Annotated in this window: 28 protein-coding genes; 15 read left to right on the plus strand and 13 right to left on the minus strand. The window is 59.3% G+C overall.

Translation table 11 applies throughout. The features are described 5' to 3' along the window. The first annotated feature begins 21 nt into the window (after nucleotides 1-21). On the plus strand, nucleotides 22-381 hold the full coding sequence (gene uraH, locus TG4357_RS02910; protein WP_058261374.1) for a hydroxyisourate hydrolase: 360 nt from the start codon (nucleotides 22-24) through the stop codon (nucleotides 379-381). A gap of 56 nt (nucleotides 382-437) precedes the next feature. Here uraH and TG4357_RS02915 read toward each other — a convergent pair whose 3' ends face one another. The 9 genes from TG4357_RS02915 to rbfA all read right to left on the minus strand — a co-directional run bounded on the left by TG4357_RS02915 (nucleotide 438) and on the right by rbfA (nucleotide 9,546). After that, nucleotides 438-2,780 (minus strand): aldehyde dehydrogenase family protein, encoded by a 2,343-nt coding sequence (locus tag TG4357_RS02915; protein ID WP_058261375.1) that lies wholly within the window; start codon nucleotides 2,778-2,780, stop codon nucleotides 438-440. A gap of 37 nt (nucleotides 2,781-2,817) precedes the next feature. Continuing rightward, the gene (gene deoC, locus TG4357_RS02920) at nucleotides 2,818-3,807 is read right to left on the minus strand and encodes a deoxyribose-phosphate aldolase (RefSeq protein ID WP_058261376.1); all 990 of its coding nucleotides are present in this window, start codon (nucleotides 3,805-3,807) and stop codon (nucleotides 2,818-2,820) included. Between the two features lie 92 nt (nucleotides 3,808-3,899). Further along, on the minus strand, nucleotides 3,900-4,493 hold the full coding sequence (locus tag TG4357_RS02925) for a 2-dehydro-3-deoxygalactonokinase (RefSeq protein ID WP_058261377.1): 594 nt from the start codon (nucleotides 4,491-4,493) through the stop codon (nucleotides 3,900-3,902). Between the two features lie 146 nt (nucleotides 4,494-4,639). Further along, nucleotides 4,640-5,824, minus strand: a complete 1,185-nt coding sequence (locus TG4357_RS02930; protein WP_058261378.1) for an amino acid aminotransferase — start codon at nucleotides 5,822-5,824, stop codon at nucleotides 4,640-4,642. Between the two features lie 2 nt (nucleotides 5,825-5,826). Then, entirely contained in the window at nucleotides 5,827-6,684 is an 858-nt protein-coding gene (gene sseA, locus TG4357_RS02935) for a 3-mercaptopyruvate sulfurtransferase (protein WP_175473935.1), read from the minus strand. Between the two features lie 159 nt (nucleotides 6,685-6,843). Further along, nucleotides 6,844-7,320 carry an SsrA-binding protein SmpB gene (smpB, locus tag TG4357_RS02940; RefSeq protein ID WP_058261379.1) on the minus strand — a complete coding sequence of 159 codons (477 nt, stop codon included), beginning with the start codon at nucleotides 7,318-7,320 and terminating at the stop codon, nucleotides 6,844-6,846. Nucleotides 7,321-7,425: 105 nt separating this feature from the next. Beyond that, nucleotides 7,426-8,334, minus strand: a complete 909-nt coding sequence (truB, locus tag TG4357_RS02945; RefSeq protein ID WP_058261380.1) for a tRNA pseudouridine(55) synthase TruB — start codon at nucleotides 8,332-8,334, stop codon at nucleotides 7,426-7,428. Nucleotides 8,335-8,395: 61 nt separating this feature from the next. Next, nucleotides 8,396-9,151 (minus strand): phosphodiester glycosidase family protein, encoded by a 756-nt coding sequence (locus tag TG4357_RS02950; RefSeq protein WP_058261381.1) that lies wholly within the window; start codon nucleotides 9,149-9,151, stop codon nucleotides 8,396-8,398. Then, nucleotides 9,148-9,546 carry a 30S ribosome-binding factor RbfA gene (gene rbfA, locus TG4357_RS02955; RefSeq protein WP_058261382.1) on the minus strand — a complete coding sequence of 133 codons (399 nt, stop codon included), beginning with the start codon at nucleotides 9,544-9,546 and terminating at the stop codon, nucleotides 9,148-9,150. The genes TG4357_RS02950 and rbfA overlap by 4 nt, the downstream gene beginning before the upstream one ends. Nucleotides 9,547-9,631: 85 nt before the next feature. Here rbfA and dapB point away from each other — a divergent pair, with 85 nt between their 5' ends. Both dapB and TG4357_RS02965 read left to right on the plus strand, forming a co-directional pair. Then, nucleotides 9,632-10,441, plus strand: a complete 810-nt coding sequence (gene dapB / locus TG4357_RS02960) for a 4-hydroxy-tetrahydrodipicolinate reductase (protein ID WP_058261383.1) — start codon at nucleotides 9,632-9,634, stop codon at nucleotides 10,439-10,441. Nucleotides 10,442-10,508: 67 nt separating this feature from the next. Beyond that, nucleotides 10,509-10,862, plus strand: a complete 354-nt coding sequence (locus tag TG4357_RS02965; RefSeq protein ID WP_074646963.1) for a hypothetical protein — start codon at nucleotides 10,509-10,511, stop codon at nucleotides 10,860-10,862. A 45-nt stretch (nucleotides 10,863-10,907) separates the two neighbouring features. On the opposite strand, the gene TG4357_RS02970 is transcribed toward TG4357_RS02965, so the two are convergent. Further along, nucleotides 10,908-11,090, minus strand: coding sequence for a DUF1674 domain-containing protein (locus tag TG4357_RS02970; protein WP_058261385.1), 183 nt, complete (start codon nucleotides 11,088-11,090; stop codon nucleotides 10,908-10,910). Nucleotides 11,091-11,155: 65 nt separating this feature from the next. Between TG4357_RS02970 and TG4357_RS02975 the strand changes: the two genes are divergently transcribed. The 7 genes from TG4357_RS02975 (at nucleotide 11,156) to TG4357_RS03005 (ending at nucleotide 19,808) form a co-directional block, all read left to right on the plus strand. After that, nucleotides 11,156-12,424, plus strand: coding sequence for an RsmB/NOP family class I SAM-dependent RNA methyltransferase (locus tag TG4357_RS02975; protein ID WP_058261386.1), 1,269 nt, complete (start codon nucleotides 11,156-11,158; stop codon nucleotides 12,422-12,424). 102 nt (nucleotides 12,425-12,526) lie between these two features. After that, nucleotides 12,527-14,260 (plus strand): heparinase II/III family protein, encoded by a 1,734-nt coding sequence (locus tag TG4357_RS02980; RefSeq protein WP_058261387.1) that lies wholly within the window; start codon nucleotides 12,527-12,529, stop codon nucleotides 14,258-14,260. A 20-nt stretch (nucleotides 14,261-14,280) separates the two neighbouring features. Continuing rightward, on the plus strand, nucleotides 14,281-15,870 hold the full coding sequence (gene purH, locus TG4357_RS02985) for a bifunctional phosphoribosylaminoimidazolecarboxamide formyltransferase/IMP cyclohydrolase (RefSeq protein ID WP_058261388.1): 1,590 nt from the start codon (nucleotides 14,281-14,283) through the stop codon (nucleotides 15,868-15,870). A 102-nt stretch (nucleotides 15,871-15,972) separates the two neighbouring features. After that, nucleotides 15,973-16,443: a signal peptidase II gene (gene lspA, locus TG4357_RS02990; RefSeq protein ID WP_058261534.1), complete on the plus strand. Its 471-nt coding sequence runs from the start codon at nucleotides 15,973-15,975 to the stop codon at nucleotides 16,441-16,443. A 52-nt stretch (nucleotides 16,444-16,495) separates the two neighbouring features. Then, complete coding sequence (locus TG4357_RS02995) at nucleotides 16,496-17,017, plus strand: DUF3035 domain-containing protein (RefSeq protein WP_058261389.1); 522 nt, start codon at nucleotides 16,496-16,498, stop codon at nucleotides 17,015-17,017. A gap of 146 nt (nucleotides 17,018-17,163) precedes the next feature. Next, on the plus strand, nucleotides 17,164-18,498 hold the full coding sequence (locus TG4357_RS03000; RefSeq protein WP_058261390.1) for a M16 family metallopeptidase: 1,335 nt from the start codon (nucleotides 17,164-17,166) through the stop codon (nucleotides 18,496-18,498). Beyond that, a complete protein-coding gene (locus TG4357_RS03005; RefSeq protein ID WP_058261535.1) occupies nucleotides 18,498-19,808 on the plus strand; it encodes a M16 family metallopeptidase in 1,311 nt (436 codons plus the stop codon). Before TG4357_RS03000 ends, TG4357_RS03005 begins: the two co-directional genes overlap by 1 nt. Nucleotides 19,809-19,937: 129 nt before the next feature. Here the strand turns inward: TG4357_RS03005 and TG4357_RS03010 are convergent, their stop codons facing one another. Next, nucleotides 19,938-20,849 (minus strand): M10 family metallopeptidase C-terminal domain-containing protein, encoded by a 912-nt coding sequence (locus tag TG4357_RS03010; protein ID WP_058261391.1) that lies wholly within the window; start codon nucleotides 20,847-20,849, stop codon nucleotides 19,938-19,940. A gap of 388 nt (nucleotides 20,850-21,237) precedes the next feature. Between TG4357_RS03010 and TG4357_RS03015 the strand changes: the two genes are divergently transcribed. The 4 genes from TG4357_RS03015 (at nucleotide 21,238) to rpsO (ending at nucleotide 23,556) form a co-directional block, all read left to right on the plus strand. Then, nucleotides 21,238-21,753 (plus strand): DUF1643 domain-containing protein, encoded by a 516-nt coding sequence (locus tag TG4357_RS03015; protein ID WP_058261392.1) that lies wholly within the window; start codon nucleotides 21,238-21,240, stop codon nucleotides 21,751-21,753. Beyond that, nucleotides 21,750-22,073 (plus strand): DUF5665 domain-containing protein, encoded by a 324-nt coding sequence (locus tag TG4357_RS03020; RefSeq protein ID WP_233487417.1) that lies wholly within the window; start codon nucleotides 21,750-21,752, stop codon nucleotides 22,071-22,073. The genes TG4357_RS03015 and TG4357_RS03020 overlap by 4 nt, the downstream gene beginning before the upstream one ends. A gap of 70 nt (nucleotides 22,074-22,143) precedes the next feature. After that, nucleotides 22,144-23,145, plus strand: a complete 1,002-nt coding sequence (locus tag TG4357_RS03025; protein ID WP_074646965.1) for a calcium-binding protein — start codon at nucleotides 22,144-22,146, stop codon at nucleotides 23,143-23,145. Nucleotides 23,146-23,286: 141 nt separating this feature from the next. Next, nucleotides 23,287-23,556: a 30S ribosomal protein S15 gene (rpsO, locus tag TG4357_RS03030; RefSeq protein WP_058261394.1), complete on the plus strand. Its 270-nt coding sequence runs from the start codon at nucleotides 23,287-23,289 to the stop codon at nucleotides 23,554-23,556. Between the two features lie 168 nt (nucleotides 23,557-23,724). Here rpsO and TG4357_RS03035 read toward each other — a convergent pair whose 3' ends face one another. Beyond that, nucleotides 23,725-24,060, minus strand: a complete 336-nt coding sequence (locus TG4357_RS03035; RefSeq protein ID WP_058261395.1) for a GIY-YIG nuclease family protein — start codon at nucleotides 24,058-24,060, stop codon at nucleotides 23,725-23,727. Nucleotides 24,061-24,140: 80 nt separating this feature from the next. On the opposite strand from TG4357_RS03035, the gene TG4357_RS03040 reads away from it, so the two are divergent. Further along, nucleotides 24,141-24,731 carry a DUF2239 family protein gene (locus TG4357_RS03040; protein WP_058261396.1) on the plus strand — a complete coding sequence of 197 codons (591 nt, stop codon included), beginning with the start codon at nucleotides 24,141-24,143 and terminating at the stop codon, nucleotides 24,729-24,731. A gap of 66 nt (nucleotides 24,732-24,797) precedes the next feature. Here TG4357_RS03040 and TG4357_RS03045 read toward each other — a convergent pair whose 3' ends face one another. Next, nucleotides 24,798-25,508, minus strand: coding sequence for a hypothetical protein (locus TG4357_RS03045; protein ID WP_058261397.1), 711 nt, complete (start codon nucleotides 25,506-25,508; stop codon nucleotides 24,798-24,800). Nucleotides 25,509-25,627: the final 119 nt, after the last annotated feature.

Genomic DNA, 25,627 nt, shown 5'->3' on the forward strand with positions numbered 1-25,627 from the left:
GCCTTAAAAAGGAGCATCGCAATGTCCCAAGGCTATCTGACCACCCATGTTTTGGATACCGCCAAAGGTTGCCCGGCGGCAAATCTGGCAATTTTCCTTTATCGAATCGAAGGCGAAACCCGGTCTTTGCTGGCGCAGATGGTCACCAATGCAGATGGCCGCACCGACAGCCCGATCCTGCCCAAAGAAGAATTCGCAACCGGCGTTTACGAATTGGTGTTTCAGGCTGGGGATTATTTGGACGCCTCCGGTGTGCCACCGGAAAGCCCGCGGTTTCTGGATCTGGTGCCAATCCGCTTTGGGATTTCCGACAGCACCGCGCATTATCATGTGCCGCTGCTGATTTCCCCGTTCGGGATGAGCACCTATCGCGGTAGCTGAAAGTTCAGCCCACACCCCGAACAGATGCGGACAACGTCCTGAATTCTTCAGGCCTTTTATTCGCCATAAGGCACCCAGATCGTTTTGACCTCGGTCGCAGCGTTCAGAAAGGCACGGCCTTCGCCATCCGATGACATCCAATCCCGCGCCATCCCGTTATTGACCCAGCTTCGTTTCAGGTTGCCCGCGCTTTCGCGTTCGATCAGGCCCGATATATCAGAGGATGAGAAGCTCCAGACCGCGTCGACATCCAGATGCTGCGCCAGCGTCTTGGCCAGATCCTGAGGCGGACCGGTTAGGATATTGACCACGCCGCCGGGAACATCGGACGTATCAAGCACCTGATAGAAATCGGTCGCGGCCAAAGGCATTGACTCGCTTGCTGCCAACACAACGCGGTTGCCCATCGCAATCGCCGGGGCCATCAGTGAAACCAGCCCCAAAAGCGGCGCTTCATCGGGGCAGATCGCCCCGATCACGCCAACCGGTTCGCGCATCGACAAGGCGACACCTCGGATCGGCACCCCCTTGGCCTGGCCGTCATATTTGTCGGCCCAGGCGGCATATGTGAACAGGCGCCGGATCGACGCCTCGACCTCCTTAGCGCCGTGATGACCGGACAGGCTGTCGATCCGCTGGGCGAATTCATCCGCCCGCGCCGACAGGTTTTCGGCGATGTAATACAGGATCTGTGCCCGCAGATGGCCGGTGGTTTTCGACCACCCGGCGGCCCCGCGCGCGGCTTCGACCGCGTTGCGGATATCCTTGCGGCTGGCGATCGGCACCTCGCCCAGATGCTTGCCGGATTTCGACCAGACATCGCGGGAATAGCCGCCATCGGGCCGCGCCTGCTTGCCGCCGATATAAAGCTTGGCGGTGCGGTCGACATGTTCCGCATCGATCCGGTCGCCAGAATAAGGAAGCACCGGCTTGATCGGCTTAGCGCCGCCCTTGGCCTTGGTATAGGCTTGCAAGCCCTCCCAACCACCTTCGCGGCCATAACCGCTTTCACGCACCCCGCCAAACCCGGCGGCCGCGTCAAACAGGTTGGTGGCGTTGACCCAAACCACACCCGCAGCCAGTTTCGGCGCAATATCCAGCGCCAGATTCACGTTTTCGGTCCAGACCGTGGCGGCCAACCCGTAGCGGCTATTATTGGCCAGCGCCACCGCCTCGGCGGGGGTGCGGAAGGTGGTGGAGACCAGAACCGGGCCAAAGATTTCTTCCTGCATCAGCCGGTGCGACGGTTCCAATCCGGTGATCAGGGTCGGCGGATAAAAACAACCTTCAGCAGGCAATTGCGCGTTCACCCGGTGGATTTCACCATCCTGACAGCCTTCGACCATGTCGCGCACGGTCTGCAATTGCACTGGATCGGCCAGCGCCCCCATATCGATGCATTTGTCCATCGGATTGCCGATGCGCAGCTTGTCCATCCGCACCTTCAGCTTGTCATAGAACCGCCCCGCGATACCTTCCTGCACCAACAGGCGCGATCCTGCGCAACAGACCTGCCCTTGATTGAACCAAATCGCATCGACCAGACCTTCGATGGCAGAATCCAGATCGGCGTCGTCGAACACGATATAGGGCGACTTGCCGCCCAGCTCCAAGGTCAGAGCCTTGCCGCTGCCTGCGGTCGCTTGGCGGATTTTCCGACCCACCTCTGTCGAGCCGGTGAAGGCGATCTTGTCGATGTCCGGGTGTTCCACGATCATTTCGCCCACCGCGCCGTCGCCGGTGACGACGTTGACCACCCCTTTCGGCAACCCAGCCTTGCGGCAGATATCGGCGAATAAAAGGGCGGTGAGCGAGGTATATTCGGCCGGTTTCAGAACCACCGTGTTGCCCATCGCCAGCGCCGGCGCGACCTTCCAGGCCAGCATCAGAAGCGGGAAATTCCATGGGATGATCTGACCGCAGACGCCCACGGCTTCGCGGTCGGGCAGTTCGGAATCCATCAGCTGCGCCATGCCGGCGTGGAAATAGAAATGCCGCTGCACCAAAGGCACATCGATATCGCGCGATTCCCGGATCGGCTTGCCGTTATCCAGCGTTTCCAGCACCGCGAACAGGCGCGCATGCTTCTGCAACAGTCGTGCGATCGCATAGAGGTGCTTCGCCCGGCCATGGCCCCCCAGCTTTTCCCACTTAGGCTGCGCCTTGCGGGCGGCGGTGACGGCGGCATTCACGTCGCCCTGCGTCGCCTGCGTCAGCGTCGCCAGCACCTCGCCATTGGCGGGGTTCTTCGATGTGAACCCGTCGCCCGGCGCGGTGAAGTGACCATCAATGAAATGGCCGAACCGATCCCCCTGATCGACCAGCCAAGCCAGCGCCTCGGCGGCGCTTTCGGGGGCGGGGCCGTACTCCATCGTTTCGAAAATGTCCTTTACGGTCATGCAGGTAAGCTCCTGTTGCAGCACCCCTTCGAGCGCCTTACCCCATTGCGTGGCGGTAGCTGGCCGAATAGGCCCCGGTGACATGGTGTTCCAGCTGCCGTTCGATATCGCCCAGCAGCGACGAGGCACCGAAGCGGAACAGGTCGGGTTGCAACCAGCGGTCGCCCAGCTCCTCTTTGATCAGCGCCAGATAGGTCAGCGCGTCCTTGGCTTTTGAAATCCCGCCGGCGGGCTTGTAGCCGACGCGGTAGCCGGTGCGTTCGTGATAGTCGCGGATCGCCCGGATCATCACCAAGGACACCGGCAGGGTCGCGTTGATGTTTTCCTTGCCGGTCGAGGTCTTGATGAAATCCGCCCCCGCCATCATGCAGATCAATGAGGCGCGCGCCACGTTGCGCAGGCTGCCCAATTCGCCGGTCGCCAGGATCGTTTTCATATGCGCATCGCCACAGGCCTGGCGAAAAGTACTTACTTCGTCGTAAAGCGCCTGCCAATTGCCGGTCAGCACGTGGCGCCGCGAAATCACGATATCGATTTCATGTGCCCCGGCGGTCACGCTTTCGCAGATTTCGGCCACGCGCAGGTTGAACGGCGACAAACCGGCAGGGAAACCGGTAGATACCGCAGCCACCGGAACACCGCTGCCGTCCAGTGCCGACACAGCTGGCGCGATCATGTCGTGATAGACGCAGACCGCACCGGTGGTGATCCCCGAAACACCCAGATGGTCAAGGATATCGGCCCGTACCGGGTGCCGCGCCTTGGCACAAAGCCTTGCGACCCGGCCCACCGTATCGTCGCCCGCCAATGTGGTCAGGTCGATGCAGGTAATTGCCTTCAGCAGCCATGCCGCCTGATAGTCTTTCTTGACCGATCGCCGCCCCGGCAGGGACGCCGCGCGCCGTTCGATGGCCGAAGTATTTGCCTGCGCCCGCATCACCCAATCCAGATCCAGCGCCATACCCGGATTGCGCGGCTCGGTCACTTGCGGCAAATGCGCAAACGCGGTCTTGGTTTCGCTCTGCACCGGATCCTCCCTGAGGGTTGAAGGGGATAATTTTTCGGCCATTTGGTCAAAAAGTTACACGGCGCGCCGATCTTGGCAAGCGGACTGTGCCCTCAGGCGCTGTCTTTTCCATCGCGCTGCCGCAGCGCGGTCCGCCCGGTATCTGCCAATTCGCCCGCTTCAAACCCTTCGACCGTTACGCCTTGAGCCGCCAAGGCCGCGCGATACGCCTCGACCCAACGCGCCACCCCGATCAGCGCCACTCGCTGGCCCAGCCAATAGGGCCGGGCCGCCGCCAATTCCGCCCCGATCAGATGACCCAGGATAGCGGGACCATCGCCGGACAGATCGGCCGAACTCAGCTGTGTCGCCAACCGTTCGGGCTGCGACAGGCTGTCGCCAGCCGCCTCGGCATCCGCACGCGCAGCGTCGGGTGCAAGAACCGCCGCCAGACGCGGCGTCAGAAAACTTTGGAAACTCACCGCCTCGTCGGCGCTGATCTGCACCCAATGGCTGCGCTCAGCCCCGATCACGCAGGCGACACCGTCCCAATTTTGTTGCACCCGGGTCAATCCGATCAACAGCAACCGCTCGGGGGCTGGCAACAGCCCCAAAGGTGCGGTCTGCTCGAGATCTTTCAGATCGTCATTTTCGGGCAACAAACGAGCCGGGACCGTTTCCGTGCCAATACCCTTGCGCCGCGCCATGCCGATCCGCCTTAAGTCGTTGCCGTCCGATCAGGGAATCCCCCAACCGCCAAGTCCGCTGTGTCAGTGTTTCATCTTGGCAAAAAATACTCCGGGGGAGTCGCCCAGCGGGCGACGGGGGCAGCGCCCCCATCCCCGGCAGGGTATCAGATGCCGCAATCGATGATCGCCTGGGCCAGAACAGGTACCGAATCCTTATTCAGACCGGCAATGTTCAGACGCGAATCGCCGACCATGTAGATCGCGTGGTCTTCGCGCAAACGGTCGACCATTTCCGACGTTGTACCAAGCCGCGAAAACATGCCGCGATGCTGTGCAAGAAAGGCGAAACGATCCGACCCGGACAGCCGCTGCAATTCACCAGCCAACTGTTCGCGCAGCCCCAGCATCGACAACCGGACCTGTTCCAATTCTGCCGCCCAATCGGCGCGCAATTCGGGGTCTTGCAGGATCATCGTCACCACCCGCGCACCATGGTCGGGCGGGAAAGAATAATTCTGCCGGTTCAGATAATTCAGCGTCCCCTGGGTCAAGCCGCGTAAACTGCTGTCCTGCGCCACCGCCATAAGGATGCCGGTACGTTCGCGGTAGACGCCGAAATTCTTCGAACAACTGGCCGCAATCAGGCATTCCGGAACGCTGGAAGCCACCAGCCGGGTGGCGGCCGCATCGTCTTCCAACCCGTCGCCAAAGCCCTGATAGGCGATGTCTATCATCGGGGTTGCGCCGGTTTTCAACAGCGAATCAACGACCATCTGCCATTGGATCAGGTTCAGGTTGGCCCCGGTGGGATTGTGGCAACAACCATGCAACAACACCAGATCGCCCGGCTTGGCCTGTGCCAGATCCGCCAGCATGCCGTCGAAATCGACACCGCCGGTATTGCTGTCGAAATAGCGGTATTCGACCACCGGCATCTTCATGAAACTCAGGATGCTGAGATGGTTCGGCCAGGTCGGATTCGAAACAAAGACACGCGCATCCGGATTGGCCATACGGATCATCTCAAAGGCCTGACGGCACGCCCCGGTGCCCCCCGGTGTTGCGGCTGCGGCAACGTTTTCGCGCGCCACCATGTCGCCCAGCACAAGGCTGATCATCGCGTCGGCAAAGGCCGGGTCACCGGCCAGCCCGACATAGGACTTGGTTTCCTGAGTTTCCCACAGCTGCTTTTCGGCGGCCTTCACGGCGCGCATCACCGGGGTGATGCCTTCGGCGTTCTTGTAAACGCCAACGCCCAGATCGATTTTCTGTGGTCGCGGATCGTCCTTGAACAGCTGCATCAGCGCAAGGATCTTGTCCGCGGGTTGTTCTTTCAAATTGCTGAACATGTTCAGGCTTCTCCAGTGGCGACAGGCAAGGTAGGGAACGCGCCCCATTCGGTCCAAGACCCGTCATAAAGCGCGTGATCGGTTTTTCCCATCCGTTCCAGCGCAAGGCAAAGGATGGCAGCAGTCACACCGGTGCCGCAGGTGGTGATGATCGGCTTGTCCAGATCGACGCCGGCGGCATCGAATACGGCGCGAATCGCATCGCGCGATTTCATCGTACCGTCGGTTTCCAGCAATTCGGTGAACGGCACATTCTTCGATCCCGGAACATGGCCGCGGCGCAATCCGGCACGGGGTTCGTCGACATCACCCCGGAACCGTTCGGCCGAACGCGCATCGACGATTTCGTAATCACCCAGCTTGGAGGCCGATGAAACCTGCGTCACATCCTTGACCAGATGGGCCTGACGCCGCACCGTCATGTGGCGATCACGCACGATCGGTGGCAGGTCTTCGAGGTCGCGCCCTTCGGCAATCCACTTCTTCAACCCGCCATCCAGCACCGCGATATTGTCCTGCCCCATCAGCCGGAACAGCCACCAGACGCGGGCAGCGGAATAAAGCCCGGCGGAATCGTAAACCACCACCTGATGACCGTCGCCGACGCCCATAGCGCGCAATCGGCTCATGAATTTTTCCACCGGCGGCACCATATGCGGCAAATCTGAGCGGTGATCGCTGATTTCATCGATATGGAAGAACCGTGCGTTGGGGATATGAGCCTTTTCATATTCCGCCAGGGTATCGCGCGTTTCGCCCACGAACGGCGTGCTCGCATCCAGAATGCGCAAATCCGGATCTTTCAGATGCGCCGCCAGCCAGTCGGTTGAAACCAGTGTCTTGGGATCGTCAATTGCCATGAGGGCCCCCTTCGATAACTCACTTGTTTGCCTACAATGCAACGGCCAAGCTGACAAGAGCGGGCACCCTTCGGATACCCGCTCTTACACGTTATTTTGCCATGCAAAGACAGGACCTACCGCGTTTCCGGGTATCGGGCAGAATCAAACAAAGGTGGCTTATTCGCCGTGGCGCAGCAGGCGTTGCTTCTGACGTCCCCAATCGCGCTTGGCTTCGGTTTCACGCTTGTCATGCGATTTCTTACCCTTGGCGACGCCGATCTTCAGCTTCACCAATCCTTTGTGGTTGAAATACAGCACCAGCGGAACCAACGTCATTCCCTTGCGCTGTGTCGCGCTCCACATTTTGGCCAACTCTTTCCGAGACACCAGCAGCTTGCGCCGGCGGCGTTCCTCGTGCCCCCAAGTCTTGGCCGGATCATAAGGCGCGATATAGGAATTGATCAGCCACAATTCGCCGTCTTCGACATTGGCATAGCTTTCGGCGATATTGGCAGAATTTTCGCGCAGTGATTTGACTTCGGAGCCTTGCAGGATGATGCCGCATTCGACATCTTCCTCAATGGCATAATCATACCGTGCGCGCCGATTTTCGGCGATGACTTTGTAATTGGGGTCTGACTTTGTCTGGGCCATTGAAGCTGTCTATCGGGCCTTGCCCTATCTGTCCATCTGAAGGCTGTATTTAGGTGCGATTGGCTTAAAAACCAAGCCCGCCGCAGCGCCGGATCAAATCGCGCCTCAGGCTTTCACGAAGACCCTGCTCGGATGCAGTTCGCCTGCCTTGTAAACGCCCACAGCCACGGCTTCACCTTCGAAAGAGGCCCAGCATTCTTCGCCAAATTCCACGTTATGGGCGATCACCATGCCGGGATTGCCATTGCGCATCCGGGTCGCCCCTTCGGCGGTGGCCTTGACCTCGGGCAGATCGGCCAAACCCTGTTCCAATGGGCGCAGGTAAGCGTCCAATTCGGGTGTTCGGGCCATCGATTCCAACTGGTCCCAAGTGATGCCATCTTCGGCATCGAACGGCCCCGACCAGATCCGGCGCAGTCGCTGCACATGACCATAGCAGCCCAGCTTTTCACCCAAATCGCGGGCGATGGCGCGGACATAACCACCCTTGCCACAGACCATTTCCAATTCTACATGATTGGCATCTGGGCGGTCGTTCAAGATCAGTTCCTCGACCCACAAAGGCCGGGCAGCGATTTCGAACTCTTCGTCCGCTCGGGCCAGTTTATAGGCGCGCTGACCGTCGATTTTCACCGCTGAAAACTTCGGCGGTACCTGCATGATATCGCCCAGAAAACCGCTCAGCGCTTCTTTGATGTCGTCATCCGTCGGGCGCATATCGCTGGTCGCGATCACTTCGCCTTCGGCATCGTCGGTGTTGGTGGCCTGTCCCAATCGCACGGTAAACCGATAGGCTTTCAGCGCATCGGTGATGAAAGGTACAGTCTTGGTGGCCTCGCCCAAGGCGATGGCCAGAACGCCCGTTGCTTCCGGGTCCAGCGTACCGGCATGTCCCGCCTTGTTCGCGTTCAGCGCCCAGCGCGCCTTGTTGACCACGGCGGACGAGGTCACCCCGGCGGGTTTGTCCACGACCAGCCAACCCGAAATGTCCCGTCCCTTACGTCTGCGCGCCATGATGTGTCCTGACTGATACAATGGGCGGGCGACCTAACCCATGGCCGCCAGCCTGTCAATTTTACTCTGTCTGCTTTGGGACAACGATTCCGACAATCGGGCCTAGCGGCAGGCCGGGATCATGCCGCTGCAATGCTGGTGCATAAAGCCGCGAAACTTTGCCATCGAAATACAGTGCCTGCGGCAATTTCAGCCCATCGCGAAACAGTCGTCCGAAGTCGTGAAACGTGACCCGCTCATTGGAAATCGCGAACACCACGCGATCACCAGAGTCAGACGTACCCACCCCGTTGCGGATAAAACGTGACGTGCTGTCGATCAGGAATCTTGGATGCAGTGCGCCGTCGATCACCAGCATCGGCCCGGATTGAGTGGCAAAACGGCAATCGGGACGGTCCGCCAAATAGCGATGCGTTTCGTAAACGCGCGCCACCCGATCACCGATGCAGAACACCCCGTTGGGAAGCAGGCCGAAATTGCCCGGACTGGCGCCTTCGATCACCGGCTTCTGTCGAATACCGTTTTCCAGATAATGGCCGACGGGCTGCCGGTCGAAATGATACATCCCCGCATTCATCGCAAAAATCAGGGTTTCGCCACTTTGTTCCAGCGTCGCATCGACCCGGCTGAACTGTCCCAGAATCTGGTCCTGATCATCGCGCAAGAACAACCGCAGGTCTTCGCGCGCCGAATCGGTTTCGCAGATCGTATAGGACTGGCCGTCAAATTCCATGTCTTGGCAATCGACCGCGCCAGCGACAGAACCGAACAAAGACAGCGCAACCGCCAGAACCGGGATCACCCGGGCCGCATTCATTCTTTGTCCAGATCGCGGCGCACGTCCTCGCGGTCAAGCAGACGGCGGGTTTCATCCATCCGATCAAAAGTGTCATCCAGCAGAAAGCGCAGTTCGGGTGCATGTTTCAGCCCGCATTTGCGGCCGATGATCCGGCGCAATTCCCATTGGTTGCGTGCCAGTGCCTTGATCGCTTCGTCGCCGTTCTTGCCGCCAAGCGGTAGCACGAAACAAGTCGCTACCCGCAGATCGGGCGACGTGCGCACCTCGCCCACGGTGATCGACATGCGGTTCAGGTCAGTGTCGTGGATATCACCACGCATAAGCACTTCGGACATCGTCCGGCGGATCAGTTCCCCGACCCTGAGCTGCCGCGTGCTGGGACCGCCGCCATGAGAATAGTTACCTTTTGCCATGCCCCGCACTTAAGCCTTCCGGCTCCCTTTGCCAAGCGGGCAATGCTTCGCTATGCAGGCGCAAAGCAGTTATCGGAGCAGAGCCATGACCAATTTGCCGGGGATCGTCATTACCGGAGCATCGGGCCGGATGGGCCAGATGCTGATCAAGACCGTGCAGGACAGCGACAAGGCCCGGCTGGTGGGCGTGGTGGAACGCCCCGGTCATGACTGGATCGGCCGTGACGTGGGCACCTGCATGGGCGGTGCCGCAGTTGGCGTTGCGGTCAGTGATGATCCGCTTGAATTGTTTGCGCATGCGCAGGCGGTGATCGATTTCACCTCACCTGCAGCAACGGTGGGATTCGCAGCCCTCGCTGCGCAAGCACGCGCGGTACATGTGATCGGCACCACAGGATTGTCCGACGAAGACCTGTTGAAAATCAACGCTGCCGCCCGCCATGCGCCGATAATCCGCGCCGGGAACATGTCACTAGGCGTGAACCTGCTGGTACAGCTGACCAAGACCGTGGCCGCCGCGCTGGACGAAGATTTCGATATCGAGGTGATCGAAGCCCATCACAACAAGAAGGTCGATGCGCCATCGGGCACCGCGCTGATGCTGGGCGAAGCCGCCGCAGAAGGCCGTGGCGTATCCTTGGACAATGTTGCCGACCGGGGTCGCGACGGCATCACCGGTGCACGTGAACAAGGCCATATCGGGTTCAGCGCGATTCGGGGCGGCGACATTGTCGGCGAACACGACGTGCTATTCGCGGCCGCCGGCGAACGCATCGTGTTGCGCCATGTCGCCACCGATCGTGCCATCTTTGCCCGTGGCGCGTTGAAGGCGGCGCTTTGGGGACAGGCCCAAGGCCCGGGCGAATATGACATGATGGATGTGTTGGGCCTATAAGGTCAGGGGGCGGTCGGCACGGGGCTTGCATGCCCGTCTGTGACGTCGCTCAATTCACCTAAGGCCCATGATACGTACTTCCGTCTTTATTGCTGCATTTCTGTGTACACTGCCGACATTCGCGTCCGGCTTCAGTACGCTGAACACCCGCGATAGTTTTTTGCAAATGGTCGAAGGCCGGAAACTGCGGCAATTCCTCGTCTGGATCAGGTTCGACGATCTGGGTCAGATCAAGGGCCGCGCCTGGGGCCGCCCGGTTCTTGGCAACTGGTATTGGCAAGACGAAAAGCTGTGCCAGCGGATGTTCTGGGGCACCGCCGACAAGGGGAAATCCTGCGTCAAGGTCCGGATCGGCGCGGAACGGGTGCTGTTCATCCCCGACAAAGGCGGAGGTCAGATTGAGGAATATATTCTGGACTGATCTGGGGCACTTCCTGAGCGATCTAAATACTTCTCCCCTTCACCCTCAAAAATCGATGGCGATGCCTTTTTTTTCCCAATCGCCATAGCGCACCGGCTCCGGCCCGTCGCGCCCGCCCAACTCCTTGGGCATGTTTTTCGCCTCGGCTTCTGCTTTCTTGCGGCGGTCTTCGGCTTCGGCCAGCGCGCGGATGGCAGCGGCGGGCAAGTCTTTGCGGTCTTCGCTCATTGGGTCTCTTCCTCTTGGCGTCCCCCCTTGATATACGCCCCCATCCTAAAAGAGCAAAGAGACCCATGTCGCCCCAACCCAAACAAACCGCCCGCAGCGCCGCCTTGACCCTGTTGAACGAGGTGCTGGGTGAAAACCGGTTGATGTCCGAATTGCTGGGACAAGGGGTTTTGCAGGGGTTGGACCCCGCCGACAGGGCACGGGCGCAGCGTTTGGCACTGGAAACGATGCGGGGTTTGGAACGGGCCGACCGGTTGTTGCAGAAACATCTGCGCAAGAACCCGCCGTTGAGCGTGCGCAATATCCTGCGGCTGGCAACGGTAGAACTTTGTCAGGGTGGCGATGCCCACGGCGTGGTCAACGAGGCGGTCAATCTGACCGCACAGGACAAACGCACCCAGCCGATGAAAGGCATGGTCAATGCGGTGCTGCGCAAGATCGCGGCGACCGGGCCCGAAGCCTGGACCCATTTGCGTGCGCCCAGATTGCCAAAATGGCTGCGCGATCCTTTGGTCATGGCCTATAGCGGCGATGTGGTGGCAGGGTTCGAATTGGCCCATTTCGCCGGTGCGCCGTTGGATCTGACCGCTAAAAACGATGCCACAGCGGTGGCGAAGGCCACCGGTGGCACCCTGACGTCGACCGGTTCGATCCGGTTGCAGCAGGCCGGTCAGGTTTCGGCCCTGCCGGGATTTGATGCCGGGGATTGGTGGGTTCAGGATGCCGCCGCTGCCCTGCCCGCCAAGGTGCTGAATGCGCAGCCCGGCGAAATCGTTCTCGACATGTGCGCCGCCCCGGGTGGCAAGACCATGCAACTGGCCGCGACCGGAGCCGATGTGACCGCGATTGACCTGTCGGAATCGCGGATCGCCCGGGTGACAGAAAACCTGACCCGCACCGGGTTGCAGGCGCGGCTGATTGCCGGCGACGCTTTGGACCATCAGGGGCGGTATGACGCGATCTTGCTTGATGCACCTTGTTCGGCCACCGGTACAATCCGGCGCCACCCCGATCTGCCGCTGGCCAAGGACGGATCGGATTTCGGTGCTTTGATCGATTTGCAGGAACAGATGATTGATCACGCCCTGACCTTGCTGAAACCGGGGGGACGGTTGGTTTTCTGTACCTGTTCGCTGCTACCGGACGAAGGCGAATGCCAGATCGAAGACGCACTGGCCCGCCATCCTGACCTGAAAGCCGACCGCAACAGCCTGAACCTGCCCGGTATCGATCCGGCATGGATCACCGAAGAAGGCGGATTGCGTCTGCGTCCTGATTACTGGGCCGATCAGGGTGGGATGGACGGGTTCTATATGGCCTGCCTGACGACCTGACCGGGTCGAATTCCCGCCATTCCGGTTTTCATCGGTGACAGACGCCATGTTGCGGGCTATCCTCGCGCCAATTCCGCCGTCAGAGCGCAAGAGGCAGAGCAGATGTCCCATAGCGAAGGTTTATCGGCGCGCATGACGCGCTGGATGCACCGCCTGCATGCGCGGTGGAGCAGCCTTGCACGTCCGGCTACCGGGTTCGTCAGCCAACCGGAACCGCGCACCATCGGATCCTTTGCCCGAGGGCGACAATTGCTGGCAGGCAACTACCTGTTCGCCGGTCACCTGATCGAAGCCAAGGATGTGCAATTGTGGGATATTGCCGCTCCTGATGCGATGTTTGATGCAGAAACCCAGGGCTTTGTCTGGCTTGACGATCTGGCCGCTGTCGGCGATCCGCAAACCCGCAAACTTGCCGCTGACTGGCTGTGGTCATGGGTCGACCGCTATGGCACCGGCAAGGGTCCGGGCTGGACCCCCGACCTGACCGGCCGCCGCATCATCCGCTGGATTCATCACGCCCTGTTCGTGCTGCGTGGACAGGACAAAGAAGCGGCTGACGCCTTCTACCGAAGCCTTGCGCATCAGACGATTTTCCTCAGTCGCCGCTGGCACAAAACAACGCCCGGCCTGCCCCGGTTCGAGGCGCTGACCGGGTTGATCTATGCCGGGCTGGCGTTGCAGGGCATGGAAAAACATGTCACCCCCGCCGTTAAGGCACTGGCCCGGGAATGCCGGTCCCAGATCGATGATCAGGGTGGCATTCCGACCCGCAATCCCGAAGAGTTGCTGGAAGTCTTCACCCTGCTAACCTGGGCGGCAGCGGCATTGCAGGACACCGATCACGATATCGAAGCCGATCACGCTGCCGCGATCAACCGGATCGCGCCGACATTGCGCACATTGCGCCATGCCGATGGCGGGCTGGCGCGGTTCCATGGCGGCGGGCGCGGCATTGAAGGACGGCTTGATGCCGCCTTGGCGGCCTCGGGGGTGAAGGATCGGCATTTCGATGGCCTGGCGATGGGCTATGCAAGGCTCAGCGCCGGGCGCACCAGCATCCTTATCGACGCCTCGGCCCCGCCCGGGGCCCGGGCTTCGGGCAATGCCCATGCTTCTACCTTGGCGTTCGAATTAACTTCGGGTCGTCGCCCGTTGGTGGTCAATTGCGGATCTGGCGCGGTGTTCGGGGCCGAATGGCGTCGGGCCGGGCGCGCCACGCCAAGCCATTCCACCCTGTCCATCGAGGGCTATTCCAGTTCCCGCTTCGGAGCCAGCGCTTCGAAGGTCGATATGCTGCTCGACATACCGAAAAAAGTGCCGGTGCAAATGTCGCAGGCCTCGGATGGGGTCCGATTTGAAGGTGGTCATGACGGCTATGCCAAAACCCACGGCTTGACCCATGCCCGGACGCTGGAACTGACTTTCGACGGGCGCGGCATGGTAGGCGAAGATCTGCTGGTCGCCATCGAACCGTCCGAGCGGCAAAGATTCGACAAAGCGATGACACGGTCGCAATTGCAAGGTGTGCCGTTTCAGGTCCGTTTTCATTTGCACCCCGAAGTCGATGCCACCATCGACATGGGCGGGGCTGCAATTTCGCTGGCGCTGAAAAGCGGTGAACTGTGGGTGTTCCGGCACGACGCCAAGATGAAAATGACGTTGGAACCGTCGGTTTATCTGGAAAAAGGCCGTTTACGGCCCCGTGCGACCAAACAAATCGTTTTATCCGGCCGCGCGATGGACTATGCGACGCGCACCCGGTGGTCGCTTGCCAAGGCGCAAGACACGCCAATCAGCATCCGCGACCTGAACCGGGACGAGCCGGACCTGACCTGAACCAAGCAGAGAGCTGCCCCATGACCGACCTATATCCCGTGCGCCGCGCGCTGATTTCCGTATCTGATAAAACAGGCCTGATCGACCTGGCCAAAGCCTTGTCGACCCGCGGGGTGGAATTGCTGTCCACTGGCGGCAGCGCCAAGGCGATGCGCGAAGCAGGTCTGAACGTCAAAGACGTGGCCGAGGTTACCGGGTTCCCGGAAATGATGGATGGGCGGGTCAAGACGCTGCATCCCAAAGTGCATGGTGGTTTGCTGGCGCTGCGCGACAATGACGATCATGTCGCTGCGATGGAAGAACATGACATCGGCGGTATCGACCTGCTGGTCGTCAACCTCTACCCGTTCGAAGAAACCGTTGCCAAGGGGGCGGATTACGACACCTGTATCGAAAACATCGATATCGGCGGTCCGGCAATGATCCGCGCGGCGGCCAAGAATCATGGTTTCGTCGCCACCGTGGTCGATGTCGAAGACTATGACACCCTGCTGGCCGAACTGGATGCCAATGATGGCCAGACCAGCCGCGCCTTCCGGCAGAAACTGGCGCAGATCGCTTATGCCCGCACCGGTGCCTACGACGCCGCCGTCAGCACCTGGATGGCCGATGCGATCGGTGAAAAACAACCGCGCCGCCGCGTCTTTGCCGGAACGTTCGCGCAGTCGCTGCGCTATGGCGAAAATTCGCACCAGAACGCGGCCTTCTACACCGACGGGTCGAATCGCCCCGGCGTGGCAGCAGCCAAGCAATTGCAGGGCAAAGAACTCAGCTACAACAACATCAACGACACCGATGCGGCCTTTGAACTGGTGTCGGAATTTCTACCCAAGGACGGCCCGGCCTGCGCCATCATCAAACACGCCAATCCTTGCGGCGTGGCGCGTGGTGCGACGCTGGAAGACGCTTATTCCAGCGCATTCGATTGCGACCGCACCTCGGCCTTCGGCGGTATCGTGGCGCTGAATCAGCCGTTGGACGCGGCCACCGCTACCAAGATCACCGAGATTTTCACCGAAGTCGTGATTGCGCCGGGCGCAGATGAAGCCGCACAGGAAATCTTTGCCAAGAAAAAGAACCTGCGCCTGTTGATCACCCCGCAGCTGGCGGATACCTCCGCCCCGGGCCTGACTTATCGCCAAGTGTCGGGCGGAATGCTGGTGCAGGACCGCGATAACGGCTTCATCGGGTTGGACGATCTGAAGGTGGTGACCAAGATCGCCCCGACCGACGAACAGATGAAAGACCTTCTGTTCGCCTGGAAAGTGGCGAAACACGTCAAATCGAACGCCATCGTCTATGTAAAAGACGGGGCCACCGTCGGTGTCGGAGCAGGTCAGATGAGCCGGGTCGATTCGGCCCTGATCGCCGCCAAGAAGGCCGAACGAATGGCCGACGCGCTTGGATTGGCCGAACCGCTGACCAAAGGGTCTGCCGTGGCCTCCGACGCGTTCTTCCCCTTCGCCGATGGCCTGCTGGAAGCCGCCGCCGCTGGCGCGTCCTGCGTCATTCAGCCGGGTGGATCAATGCGCGACGATGAAGTCATCAAAGCCGCCGATGAAGCCGGTTTGGCAATGGTGCTGACTGGCATGCGCCATTTCCGCCACTGAGTGGAAAAGAAAAAAACAATGGTTTCCGGTGGGTTTGTGCTAAACTCGCCGGAAACAACAATGAAAAGAGGCGCATCAGCGCCCGGCATTGAGGACGAGCAGATGATCACAGTGTTCTGGGCAGGGTTCTGGACCTTTCTGGCCGACCAGGCCAGTAAATATATTGTCGTGCATATGCTGGATCTGCGTGTGCGCGGTGAAATCGACGTTCTTCCGCCGATTCTCAATCTACGCATGGCGTGGAATTATGGCGTCAATTTCGGGCTGTTTTCCCAAAATTCCGATCTGGCACGGTGGGGGCTGATCGCGTTGGCGCTGATCATTTGCCTAGTGGTTCTTTGGTGGGTTGGCCGCGATCGGCCCGGACGGATCGGGTTGCTATCCGCTGGCCTGCTGATCGGGGGCGCCTTGGGCAATGTGGTGGACCGCTTGCTTTACGGGGCCGTTGCCGATTTCATCAACATGTCGTGTTGCGGAATTTCCAACCCCTACGCCTTTAATGTGGCCGACATCGCCATCTTTGTCGGCGCTTTTGGGCTGGTTCTGTGGGGTGGGACCAAAAAGGCCGCGTGACGGGGCCGAAACAATCAGCTAAGACGGGTTCGGATGTTTCTGGAGGGTGGCAATGCCGCGCGCGTGGTTGTTGATCGCAGGTCTGGTTCTGGCGGCCTGTTCGGGGGAAGAACGGGATATTTCCCTGCGCGATCTGCGCTCTTTCACCGACGGACCTGATGAATTTTCGATCATTCCGGGTAAGGAATTGCAGGCCCCGAAGGATTACTCAGCTTTACCGACACCGACACCGGGTGGCAGCAACCTGACCGATCAGGATCCGATTGGTGATGGCATCGCGGCCCTTGGTGGTCGCGCATCGGCCCGGCAACTTGGGACGGGCATTCCTGCCGCCGACGGCGCATTGGTCACCCATGCAAGCCGCAAGGGTGTTCCGTCCGACATCCGCGAATCCCTTGCCGCTGAGGACGAAGATTTCCGCCGCCGCAAGTCGCGCTTCACCAAAATCCGCATCGTCAAGGTCGACCGCTACTCAGAAGCCTATCAGCGTGAAAAGCTGAATGCCCATGCGGTACAGGAATGGTGGCGTCGCCGTGGTGTCGCCACTCCAACCGCGCCGCCCGACGACCGCTAAGCGATTTCCATTCGGACGAATTGACAAGCTGCGCCGCGCACAGTGTCCCTGTGCATGCGGTCGCAATGGGTCTTCACATCCTCGTCACCGCCCTTGCAGCCCCCCGATCAGCGCGTATCTTGCTGTTGATCGACAGGAGAACCGACATGATCCGTTTCGTTTTGGGATTTGCCGCATTTATCGCGACCAGTTTACCGGCATTGGCTGACGATCAGGTCAGCAACTTTACACTGAACAACGGGATGGAGGTTGTGGTCATCGAAGACCACCGCGCGCCCGTCGTCGTTCAGATGGTTTGGTACCGAGCCGGGTCAGCGGATGAACCGGTCGGTCAATCCGGGGTGGCCCATTTCTTGGAACACCTGCTGTTCAAAGGCACCGAAACACTTGAACCCGGCGAATTTTCCGCCACCGTCGCCAAGAATGGCGGTCGTGACAACGCCTTCACCAGCTATGATTACACCGCCTATCATCAACGCGTTGCCGCCGACCGGCTGGAATTGATGATGCAGATGGAAAGCGACCGGATGGTGAACCTGCGGCTGACCGAAACCGAAATCGCCACCGAACGCGATGTGATTCTTGAAGAACGCAACATGCGTACCGAAAACAACCCCTCCGCGTTGTTTCGGGAACAGAAATCGGCCGTGCAATATCTGAACCATCGCTATGGCGTACCCGTGATCGGTTGGCGCCACGAAATGGAAGACCTGAGCCTTGCAGATGCGCTGTCTTTCTATGGAACCTATTATTCTCCCAATAACGCCATTCTTGTTGTAGCGGGTGATGTGGACCCCGAAGAAGTCAGAACCCTCGCCACGAAATATTACGGCGCAATCCCGGCCAATCCCGACTTGCCGGACACACGTTATCGCAGCCAGGAACCACCGCAGACTGCCGAACGGCGGCTGACCTATCGTGATGCGCGGGTGGCTCAACCCTATGTCAGCCGGTCCTATCTGGCCCCCGAACGCGATCACGGCGCCCAGGAAAAGGCCGCCGCCCTGACCGTGCTGGCCGAAATTCTGGGAGGCGGCCAGACCTCGGTTCTGGCAGAAAAACTGCAATTTGAAAGCCAGACAGCGGTTTATGTCGGGGCCTATTACGGCGGCACGTCGCTGGATGACACAACCTTCGATCTGGTCGTGGTCCCCGCCCCCGGCGTGTCACTGCAACAGGCCGAAGATGCGATGGACCAGACCCTGGCCGAGTTTCTGGAAACCGGAATCGACACGGAACAACTGACGCGGATCAAGACACAGATCCGGGCTTCGGAAATCTATGCCCGCGACGATGTTGAAGGATTGGCCAACCGCTATGGCCGTGCGTTAACCCAGGGCCTGACGGTCAAGGATGTGCAGGAGTGGCCCGATATTTTGCAGGCCGTCAGCGCCGATGACATCGTGGCTGCCGCCAAGGACGTTCTGGACCGCCGCCAATCCGTCACCGGCTGGATGATGGCCGAAGAGGTGACCCAATGATGTTGCGTCTTGTCGCGCTTATTTTCACGGTTTTCGCCGCTTTTCCGGCGGCGGCGGCAGTCGAGATTCAGACCGTCACGTCCAAGGGTGGTTTCAACGGTTGGCTGGTGGAAAACCATTCCATTCCCTTCGTGTCGCTGGAAATCCGCTTCAAGGGTGGCGCGTCTCTGGACCTGCCAGGAAAGAACGGTGCGACCAACCTGATGGTTGGCCTGCTGGAAGAAGGTGCCGGGGATATGGACGCGCGCGCCTTCGCCCGCGCCACGGAATCTTTGGCGGCCAGTTTCGGGTTTGACCAAAGCGACGATGCGGTATCGGTATCGGCGCGGTTCCTGACCGAAAACCGTGATCAGGCAGTGGCGCTGCTGCGCGCGGCACTGATCCATCCCCGGTTCGATCCCGACGCGGTCGAACGCGTACGTACGCAGGTTCTGTCCAACATCAAGTCGGATCTGAAAAGCCCCCGAGACATTGCCGGGCGGGCGTTCGAAACGCTGGTCTTTGGCGACCACCCCTATGGTCAGCCGGAAAGCGGCACTTTGGAAAGCGTCGCCGCGCTGACCCGCGACGATCTGATCGCAGCGCATCAAGCCGCGCTGGCAAAGGATCGGGTTGCGATCTCGGCGGTGGGCGATATCGATGCGGACCAGCTTGCGGCACTGATGGATGATCTGCTGGCCGGGTTGCCCGAAAAAGGGGTGCCTTTGGCCGGGCCCGCAACGCTGAATTTCCCCGGCGGGGTCAAGGTGGTTCCATTCGACACACCGCAATCGGTTGCGATTTTCGGTCAGAAGGGCATCGACCGCGCTGATCCCGATTTCTTTGCTGCCTTCGTTCTGGATAATATCCTGGGCGGCGGGTCGTTCGAAAGCCGCTTGATGCAGGAAGTGCGCGAAAAACGCGGGCTGACCTATGGCATCTACAGTTTCCTGGCCGACAAGGATCAGGCCAAGCTTTGGATGGGATCGGTTGCATCGGCCAATGACCGGATTGCACAGGCGATTCAGGTGATCCGCAATGAATGGGTCCGGCTGGCCGAAAACGGCGTGACACAGCAGGAACTGGATGACGCAAAGACTTTTCTGACCGGGTCCTATCCGCTGCGTTTTGACAGCAATTCCGCCATCGCCAATATCATGGTGGCGATGCAGATGAGCGATATGCCGATCGACTATATCGCCACCCGCAACGACATGGTGAATGCGGTGACGCTTGAAGATGTGAACCGGGTGGCCAAGCGGCTGCTCGACCCTGAACATCTGAGCTTTGTCGTAGTGGGGCAGCCTGAAGGTTTGGCCGCGACCGACTAAGAGCAAGACCGCCCCCCTTTTTGGGCACACCGACTAGGAACTACACCCGACCGTCGCATGGCCGGGCGTTGTTCGGCATTGCTGCGCACCGTGTTTTCTGAATTTGGGTAAATGCCTCGCGGCCGCGCCTTAGGAAATTTCGCCGATCACGTCCTGCAAGGCCCGGGCACAGAGGATGATATCGGCGGCTTCGCCGTCTTCTGCGGTCATCGCGTTGCCTTCGACATCCAACCAAACCGGCGCACCGGAGCCGCTCACATCGTCGTAAAAGGCGATGCTCAGATCGGTCTGGTCGCCATTCATCGCCACCACTTCTTCGCCATCGATTTCGATCACGGTAGTGTCGGTTTCTTCGTCATAGCTGCTCAGCAAACCGTTGATCGCATCTTCGGTGGTGAAATCTTCGGTGTAATAGCCTTCATGCACCGGGAAATCGATTTCCAACTGGTCTTCGCCGGCAGTGAAATCGGTGATCTCGGCGGCATCTGCGCCTTGCGGGTAAGTCGCGCCAAAGACATGGAACAGATCGTCCCCTTCGCCGCCGGTGGCCACAGTGCCCTGCCCCAGCCACAGCTCGTCATTGCCCGCGCCACCATTCAGAACGTCACCGGCATCATCCACCCGGGTCAGTTCGCCGGGATAATGGTTCCAGTCGTCGCTGTAGGATGCGTCATTGCCGCTGAACAGCGCGTCGTCACCAGCGCCGCCTTCGATCGTGTCGGCCCCTTCGCCACCAAAGATGCTGTCATCGCCATTGGTACCGGTCAGATCGTCGGCACCATTGCCGCCGGTCAGCCATTCACCTGCTTCGACCTGCTCTTCCACGACGAATTCTTCTTCTGCGTCAGCCGCTTCGATATGCGCCTCTTCGACCGACTCTTCCTCGAACAACGCAATGTCGAGCATCATATCCTGCTCGTCCTCGATCAACTCGTCTTCGTGGCTGGAGGCGATCATGTCTTCATCGCTACTGTCGTCAGCGCCATCAACAAGTGCAAACGACCCAACCAACAGAGTACCGAGCATCAAAAGGAAAGACATGTTAGAACCTCAAGCATACATACGTTTCAACTTAGGACATGTTGTACCACTACTTTCGAGTCTCCTTGAGTCATCTAACTGACGACGAAAGCCGGAATCCCAACAGGACCAAAGTGCGGTTTTCCTCCGCTCGGCCGATACATGGGTCGGGGATTCAGGGCGTATTCTCTGGGATTTTCGGGGTTATCCGATCGTCTGGTCCGTATTAGGTCAGCCGTTCGGCGGTTCGGGACTTCCCTTCAGGGTCCCGCCGTACGCTTTTGTGTCCCGCTGATTCCCCCGCCAGCAGTTTCAGAAAGGCCAGCTTGACCCTGTTTTTGTAAGAAACAGGGCTCCGTTGCGACCGCAGATATTGCGCAAGCCCGACAAATCCGGTCAAACAGGACCCATGATTTCGCGCAATTTTCAAAAGGGCGACGCCCAGTCGACCGCCATTTATTCTGATTGCGAACGCTATCGCTATCGGTTGACGCGGGTCTGGGACCGGAGCGGGCGAAAGGCGCTTTTCATCATGCTGAACCCATCCACCGCCACCGAAATGCAAAACGACCCCACCGTGGAACGCTGTGAACGCCGCGCCCGCACGCTTGGCTTCGGGGCCTTTGCAGTCATCAATATCTTTGCTTGGCGCGACACGGATCCCAAACACATGCGCGCCGCGAAACACCCGGTCGGGCCGGAAAACGACCGCATCCTGACCGAAAGCTGTGACTGGGCCGATCAAATCATTGCCGGTTGGGGTAGCCATGGCGACCATATGAACCGTGGCGCACAGGTGGCGCATCTGCTGCGCGAACTGGGACAGCCTGTTTACCATCTTGGCCTGACCAAAGCCGGTCATCCAAAGCACCCGCTTTACATCGCTTACAGTCAACAACCGCAATTATGGGATATCCTGTCGTGACCCAAACGCCTGACACACCCGGCCAAAGCGATCAGCAAGAGGCAACCGCCGCGATCCAACAACTGACCAGCGAGGTCAAAACATTCAATAACCATAGGTTTATAAAGATACAAAATTCGGTATCGCGGCTGATCCTGATGCAATTCGCCCGTGGTCTGGCCTTTGGTTTGGGATCGGTTTTGGGGGCGTCCCTGCTGGTGTCGATCCTGACCTGGTGGCTGTCGCAGTTCGAATTTCTGCCGATCATCGGCGACTGGATGGCGGTGCTGGCCACCGAATTCGAACGGGCTACAGGGAATGGTTCGAACGTTAACCAGTAGACTCATTAGGTTTTGACCGACCCTCCCCGGCGGCGTCATAGTAATGCCGGGGCGAAAGGTTGGACTGCAAATGTTTATGCTTACAGGGCTGCTTGGCGCGATGCTGGCAGGGGTCGCCATTGTTGGTCTGGTTGCCGACTTTGATTCAACAGATGACGACATGCTGGACGAAGATCCGACCGATGAGGGTTCAGATGATACCGTCGTCGATATTGGCACTTTTTTCGGCGTTGAAGCGGCCCCTGCAGAGGCTGAAGCAATCGACGCCCCGAACGACGGTGAAAGCGACACCATTTTAGCAGGAACCGAGGTCAGCGACGTTCTCACGGGTGGGACTGGTGACGATCAGATCGGCGGCTATGGTGGCGAAGACAGCGTTCTGGGTGGCGACGGGTCCGACGATCTGCACGGTGCCGAAGGCAACGATCTGATACTGGGTAACGACGGTGATGACGTTGTGCATGGCGAAGCGGGTGATGATCAACTGTTCGGTGGCGCTGGCGATGATCAACTCTATGGTCACGAAGGGGACGACAGTCTTGACGGGGAATCCGGCGATGACAGCCTCGTCGGTGGCGGCGGCAATGACGCCCTGATAGGTGGCAGCGGAAGTGACGCCCTGCATGGCGGGTTAAACGATGATAGCCTGACCGGCGGGACCGGGGCCGACACGCTGTTCGGTGGTTGGGGCAATGACGACATAAATGGCAACGACGATACCGATGCCGATTTCCTCAACGGTGGCGGTGGCGATGACACAATCAACGCCGGCAGCGCAGATATCGTCAGTCTGGGCGATGGATCGGATACGGTTCTGATCGGCGAATGGATCGAGGATCCGGTAACTGTGACCGATTTCGACATGGGCGAAGACATCATGCTGCTTATCTATGATGATTCAAACGGGATCGATCCCGTTTTGGAACTGGAACCATCGCAAACCACACCCGGCGATATGGTGCTGACCATGAACGGCGAAGCGATTGCGACGCTGAACAATGTCACCACTGTCAACGACGCCAACTTTGTGCTGATGCCTCAATCCAGCCTAGAAAGCCTCAGCGCCGCGTAAAATGGCGTTTTCACTTCCCTTTCGCTGAAATTTTTCATATACGCCCGCATCTGCCACGGATTCGCCGGGGTGGTGCATTTATGGACCTTGCTGGACGACATCCCGGCTTGTGCCCTCACCTTTTGTTCAAAGGAGATCCCGATGTCGATCACTGTCGAAGAAAAAGCCCGCGTCATGAAAGAATTCGCAACCAAAGAAGGCGACACCGGTTCGCCCGAAGTTCAGGTTGCCATTCTGTCTTCGCGCATCGCGACCCTGACCGAGCACTTCAAGACTCACAAGAAAGACAACCACGGTCGCCGTGGCCTGCTGAAGATGGTTGCCCAGCGCCGCAAGCTGCTGGACTATCTGAAAGGCAAGGAAGAAGCGCGTTATCAGGACCTGATCAAACGTCTGGGCCTGCGCCGCTAAGCGCACACCGAGTTTTCGAATTCAGAAAGCCCGCTCCGACCCGGAGCGGGCTTTCTTTTTTACCTATGGTCGATCAGCTAGGCCAGCCCGATAAACCTCTGGCCTCAGCTGCGAAAAAGTACAAAGCCGCCCCCGCACTCAATCGGTCGACGGCAAGTCACAAACGATTCAGAATGGCCGCGCCGCAAATTTTTCAAGCCAATAATCCCGCCGCTCTTTCCGCATTCGCCGTTGTGCCAGATCGATCAGGTCCGCATCGAACCGTTCCAGTTCTTCAAACTCGAACCCATCTTCGCCCTGTGAATTCCAAGCCCGTTGCAAATCCTTTTGCGGGGTAGTCCCCATGCGCAATGTGAACCAAATCCGATTTTTGATCTTGTCTAGATCCTTGGTCGACCCAACCCATATCACCCCCTCGGAGGGGCAGCGAATAGCGAAAATTCCCTGCGCTGGATCACGGTCCTTATAAGCATTGATCGCCGCTTTTCTGTCTTCGTGTTTCATGATTTTCTCTTTTCACCCGGATTAAATTGACTTTTATATTTTTATCCGGGTAATTACAAATAAATGTCACGGAACCTCTGATGGACACGCGCAACACGCATACAGCATTCGCCGGGATGACCCGGATCGCAGCCGGGCCGCTGACCGAGGTCGCGTTGGTGGTCAAGCATGCCGACCCCACCACAGCGCAACCGCTGGTGTTCGACGATCATTGCGGCCGGGTGGTCGATCTGGATCTGCGCGGGACGGATGCCGAAGTCATCGCCCGCTATCAACCCGTTGCCGATCCGGTCCCGGCGCGCAAACGTGGCCGCCCGAAACTGGGTGTTGTTGCGCGCGAAGTGACCTTGTTACCGCGACATTGGGATTGGTTGTCCCGGCAACCCGGCGGCGCATCCCGGGCTTTGCGGCGGTTGGTGGATGACGCCCGCCGCGCCGATGCCGGGACCACCGACACCAGACAGGCACAGGAAGCGGCGTATCGTTTCATGTCGGCACTGGCGGGCAATCTGCCCGGCTTCGAAGAAGCGAGCCGCGCGCTATTCTCCGACAACCTGCCCGCATTCGAGGCGCGGATCGCCAATTGGCCAAAAGATGTCAAAACATATGCCCTGCGATTTATGACACGGACGGGACAACCCGATAGTAAGTTTTCGCAATCCCGCGCCTAGCGCGGCGCGGGCACCATCGGTGTTTCCATCGCTCCTGCACGCCCTTTCCGTTTCCAACGCGTTGAATCAGCCGAATTTCACAAACAGAAGCGAATAGGGTTTCTTCACCTTGCCCACCGCAGCTTTGACCGCGTCAGGATCGCCCGATCGGACGGCATCAAGCAGCGCACTGACCGAAATATCGAAATCTGCTACCAGCTTAGCATATGCGTCGTTTCCCGTGGCGTCCGCTGGCGGCGTCGCGATCACTTCAGCAGCAAGATACGACATCACCGCCGCGCGTTCATGGACTTTGGTCATCATCTTGGCATCCAACGTTGCCATGTCGAGCGCCAATAGATGCTCCATCTCTGCATGATAGGCGTTCATCCGGTCCGAAAATGTCTGAATCCCGTTGCGGATATGTAGGGCGCTGAAAGCCTCGCGCACTGCTTCCAGCACCTCATGCGCTTCGGCCAGTTCTCCTGCATCAATCAGCGCCTTTGTCGCGGCGGCCAGTTGTGTCACCTCTGCCATGGTGTCGTCCCAGTGAGGATCATCCTCGTAGTGCGGTGGCGGTGCGGCACCATAGGTGGCGGACAAAGCATCAAGCTGGCTGGTAAAGCTGGTCATTGCTTCGGTTGATGCGCCGACATCGCCCAAGTTTGTCTTGAACAGCACGATCCGGTACGCCCCGTACATTTGCCGATAAACATCTTCGAAATCGGATACCGGCCCGGCCGTCGCGGAACCAAAGGTGGCCAGCGCGAACACCCCGGCAAGAAGAAGTCGTTTCATAGGAATTCCTCAGAATTTGATCTTGGCTCTGTCTAAGGTCCCGGCAGGGAGTCGCAATGATCTACGTCAACAGTGGGTTTCCTGTCCCGCGACCTGCTCGGCTTGCCTGCTCTTCTACC

It is taken from the genome of Thalassovita gelatinovora, from assembly GCF_001458355.1.
Lineage (GTDB): Bacteria > Pseudomonadota > Alphaproteobacteria > Rhodobacterales > Rhodobacteraceae > Thalassobius > Thalassobius gelatinovorus.

Excerpts from the sequence above, each read along its gene's own strand:
- uraH (WP_058261374.1), top strand. The coding sequence starts at position 22 with ATGTCCCAAGGCTATCTGACCACCCATGTTTTGGATACCGCCAAAGGT.
- TG4357_RS02915 (WP_058261375.1), bottom strand. The coding sequence starts at position 2,780 with ATGACCGTAAAGGACATTTTCGAAACGATGGAGTACGGCCCCGCCCCC.
- TG4357_RS02925 (WP_058261377.1), bottom strand. The coding sequence starts at position 4,493 with ATGGCGCGGCGCAAGGGTATTGGCACGGAAACGGTCCCGGCTCGTTTG.
- TG4357_RS02930 (WP_058261378.1), bottom strand. The coding sequence starts at position 5,824 with ATGTTCAGCAATTTGAAAGAACAACCCGCGGACAAGATCCTTGCGCTG.
- sseA (WP_175473935.1), bottom strand. The coding sequence starts at position 6,684 with ATGGCAATTGACGATCCCAAGACACTGGTTTCAACCGACTGGCTGGCG.
- smpB (WP_058261379.1), bottom strand. The coding sequence starts at position 7,320 with ATGGCCCAGACAAAGTCAGACCCCAATTACAAAGTCATCGCCGAAAAT.
- truB (WP_058261380.1), bottom strand. The coding sequence starts at position 8,334 with ATGGCGCGCAGACGTAAGGGACGGGACATTTCGGGTTGGCTGGTCGTG.
- TG4357_RS02950 (WP_058261381.1), bottom strand. The coding sequence starts at position 9,151 with ATGAATGCGGCCCGGGTGATCCCGGTTCTGGCGGTTGCGCTGTCTTTG.
- rbfA (WP_058261382.1), bottom strand. The coding sequence starts at position 9,546 with ATGGCAAAAGGTAACTATTCTCATGGCGGCGGTCCCAGCACGCGGCAG.
- dapB (WP_058261383.1), top strand. The coding sequence starts at position 9,632 with ATGACCAATTTGCCGGGGATCGTCATTACCGGAGCATCGGGCCGGATG.
- TG4357_RS02965 (WP_074646963.1), top strand. The coding sequence starts at position 10,509 with ATGATACGTACTTCCGTCTTTATTGCTGCATTTCTGTGTACACTGCCG.
- TG4357_RS02970 (WP_058261385.1), bottom strand. The coding sequence starts at position 11,090 with ATGAGCGAAGACCGCAAAGACTTGCCCGCCGCTGCCATCCGCGCGCTG.
- TG4357_RS02975 (WP_058261386.1), top strand. The coding sequence starts at position 11,156 with ATGTCGCCCCAACCCAAACAAACCGCCCGCAGCGCCGCCTTGACCCTG.
- TG4357_RS02980 (WP_058261387.1), top strand. The coding sequence starts at position 12,527 with ATGTCCCATAGCGAAGGTTTATCGGCGCGCATGACGCGCTGGATGCAC.
- purH (WP_058261388.1), top strand. The coding sequence starts at position 14,281 with ATGACCGACCTATATCCCGTGCGCCGCGCGCTGATTTCCGTATCTGAT.
- lspA (WP_058261534.1), top strand. The coding sequence starts at position 15,973 with ATGATCACAGTGTTCTGGGCAGGGTTCTGGACCTTTCTGGCCGACCAG.
- TG4357_RS02995 (WP_058261389.1), top strand. The coding sequence starts at position 16,496 with ATGCCGCGCGCGTGGTTGTTGATCGCAGGTCTGGTTCTGGCGGCCTGT.
- TG4357_RS03000 (WP_058261390.1), top strand. The coding sequence starts at position 17,164 with ATGATCCGTTTCGTTTTGGGATTTGCCGCATTTATCGCGACCAGTTTA.
- TG4357_RS03005 (WP_058261535.1), top strand. The coding sequence starts at position 18,498 with ATGTTGCGTCTTGTCGCGCTTATTTTCACGGTTTTCGCCGCTTTTCCG.
- TG4357_RS03010 (WP_058261391.1), bottom strand. The coding sequence starts at position 20,849 with ATGTCTTTCCTTTTGATGCTCGGTACTCTGTTGGTTGGGTCGTTTGCA.
- TG4357_RS03015 (WP_058261392.1), top strand. The coding sequence starts at position 21,238 with ATGATTTCGCGCAATTTTCAAAAGGGCGACGCCCAGTCGACCGCCATT.
- TG4357_RS03025 (WP_074646965.1), top strand. The coding sequence starts at position 22,144 with ATGTTTATGCTTACAGGGCTGCTTGGCGCGATGCTGGCAGGGGTCGCC.
- rpsO (WP_058261394.1), top strand. The coding sequence starts at position 23,287 with ATGTCGATCACTGTCGAAGAAAAAGCCCGCGTCATGAAAGAATTCGCA.
- TG4357_RS03035 (WP_058261395.1), bottom strand. The coding sequence starts at position 24,060 with ATGAAACACGAAGACAGAAAAGCGGCGATCAATGCTTATAAGGACCGT.
- TG4357_RS03040 (WP_058261396.1), top strand. The coding sequence starts at position 24,141 with ATGGACACGCGCAACACGCATACAGCATTCGCCGGGATGACCCGGATC.
- TG4357_RS03045 (WP_058261397.1), bottom strand. The coding sequence starts at position 25,508 with ATGAAACGACTTCTTCTTGCCGGGGTGTTCGCGCTGGCCACCTTTGGT.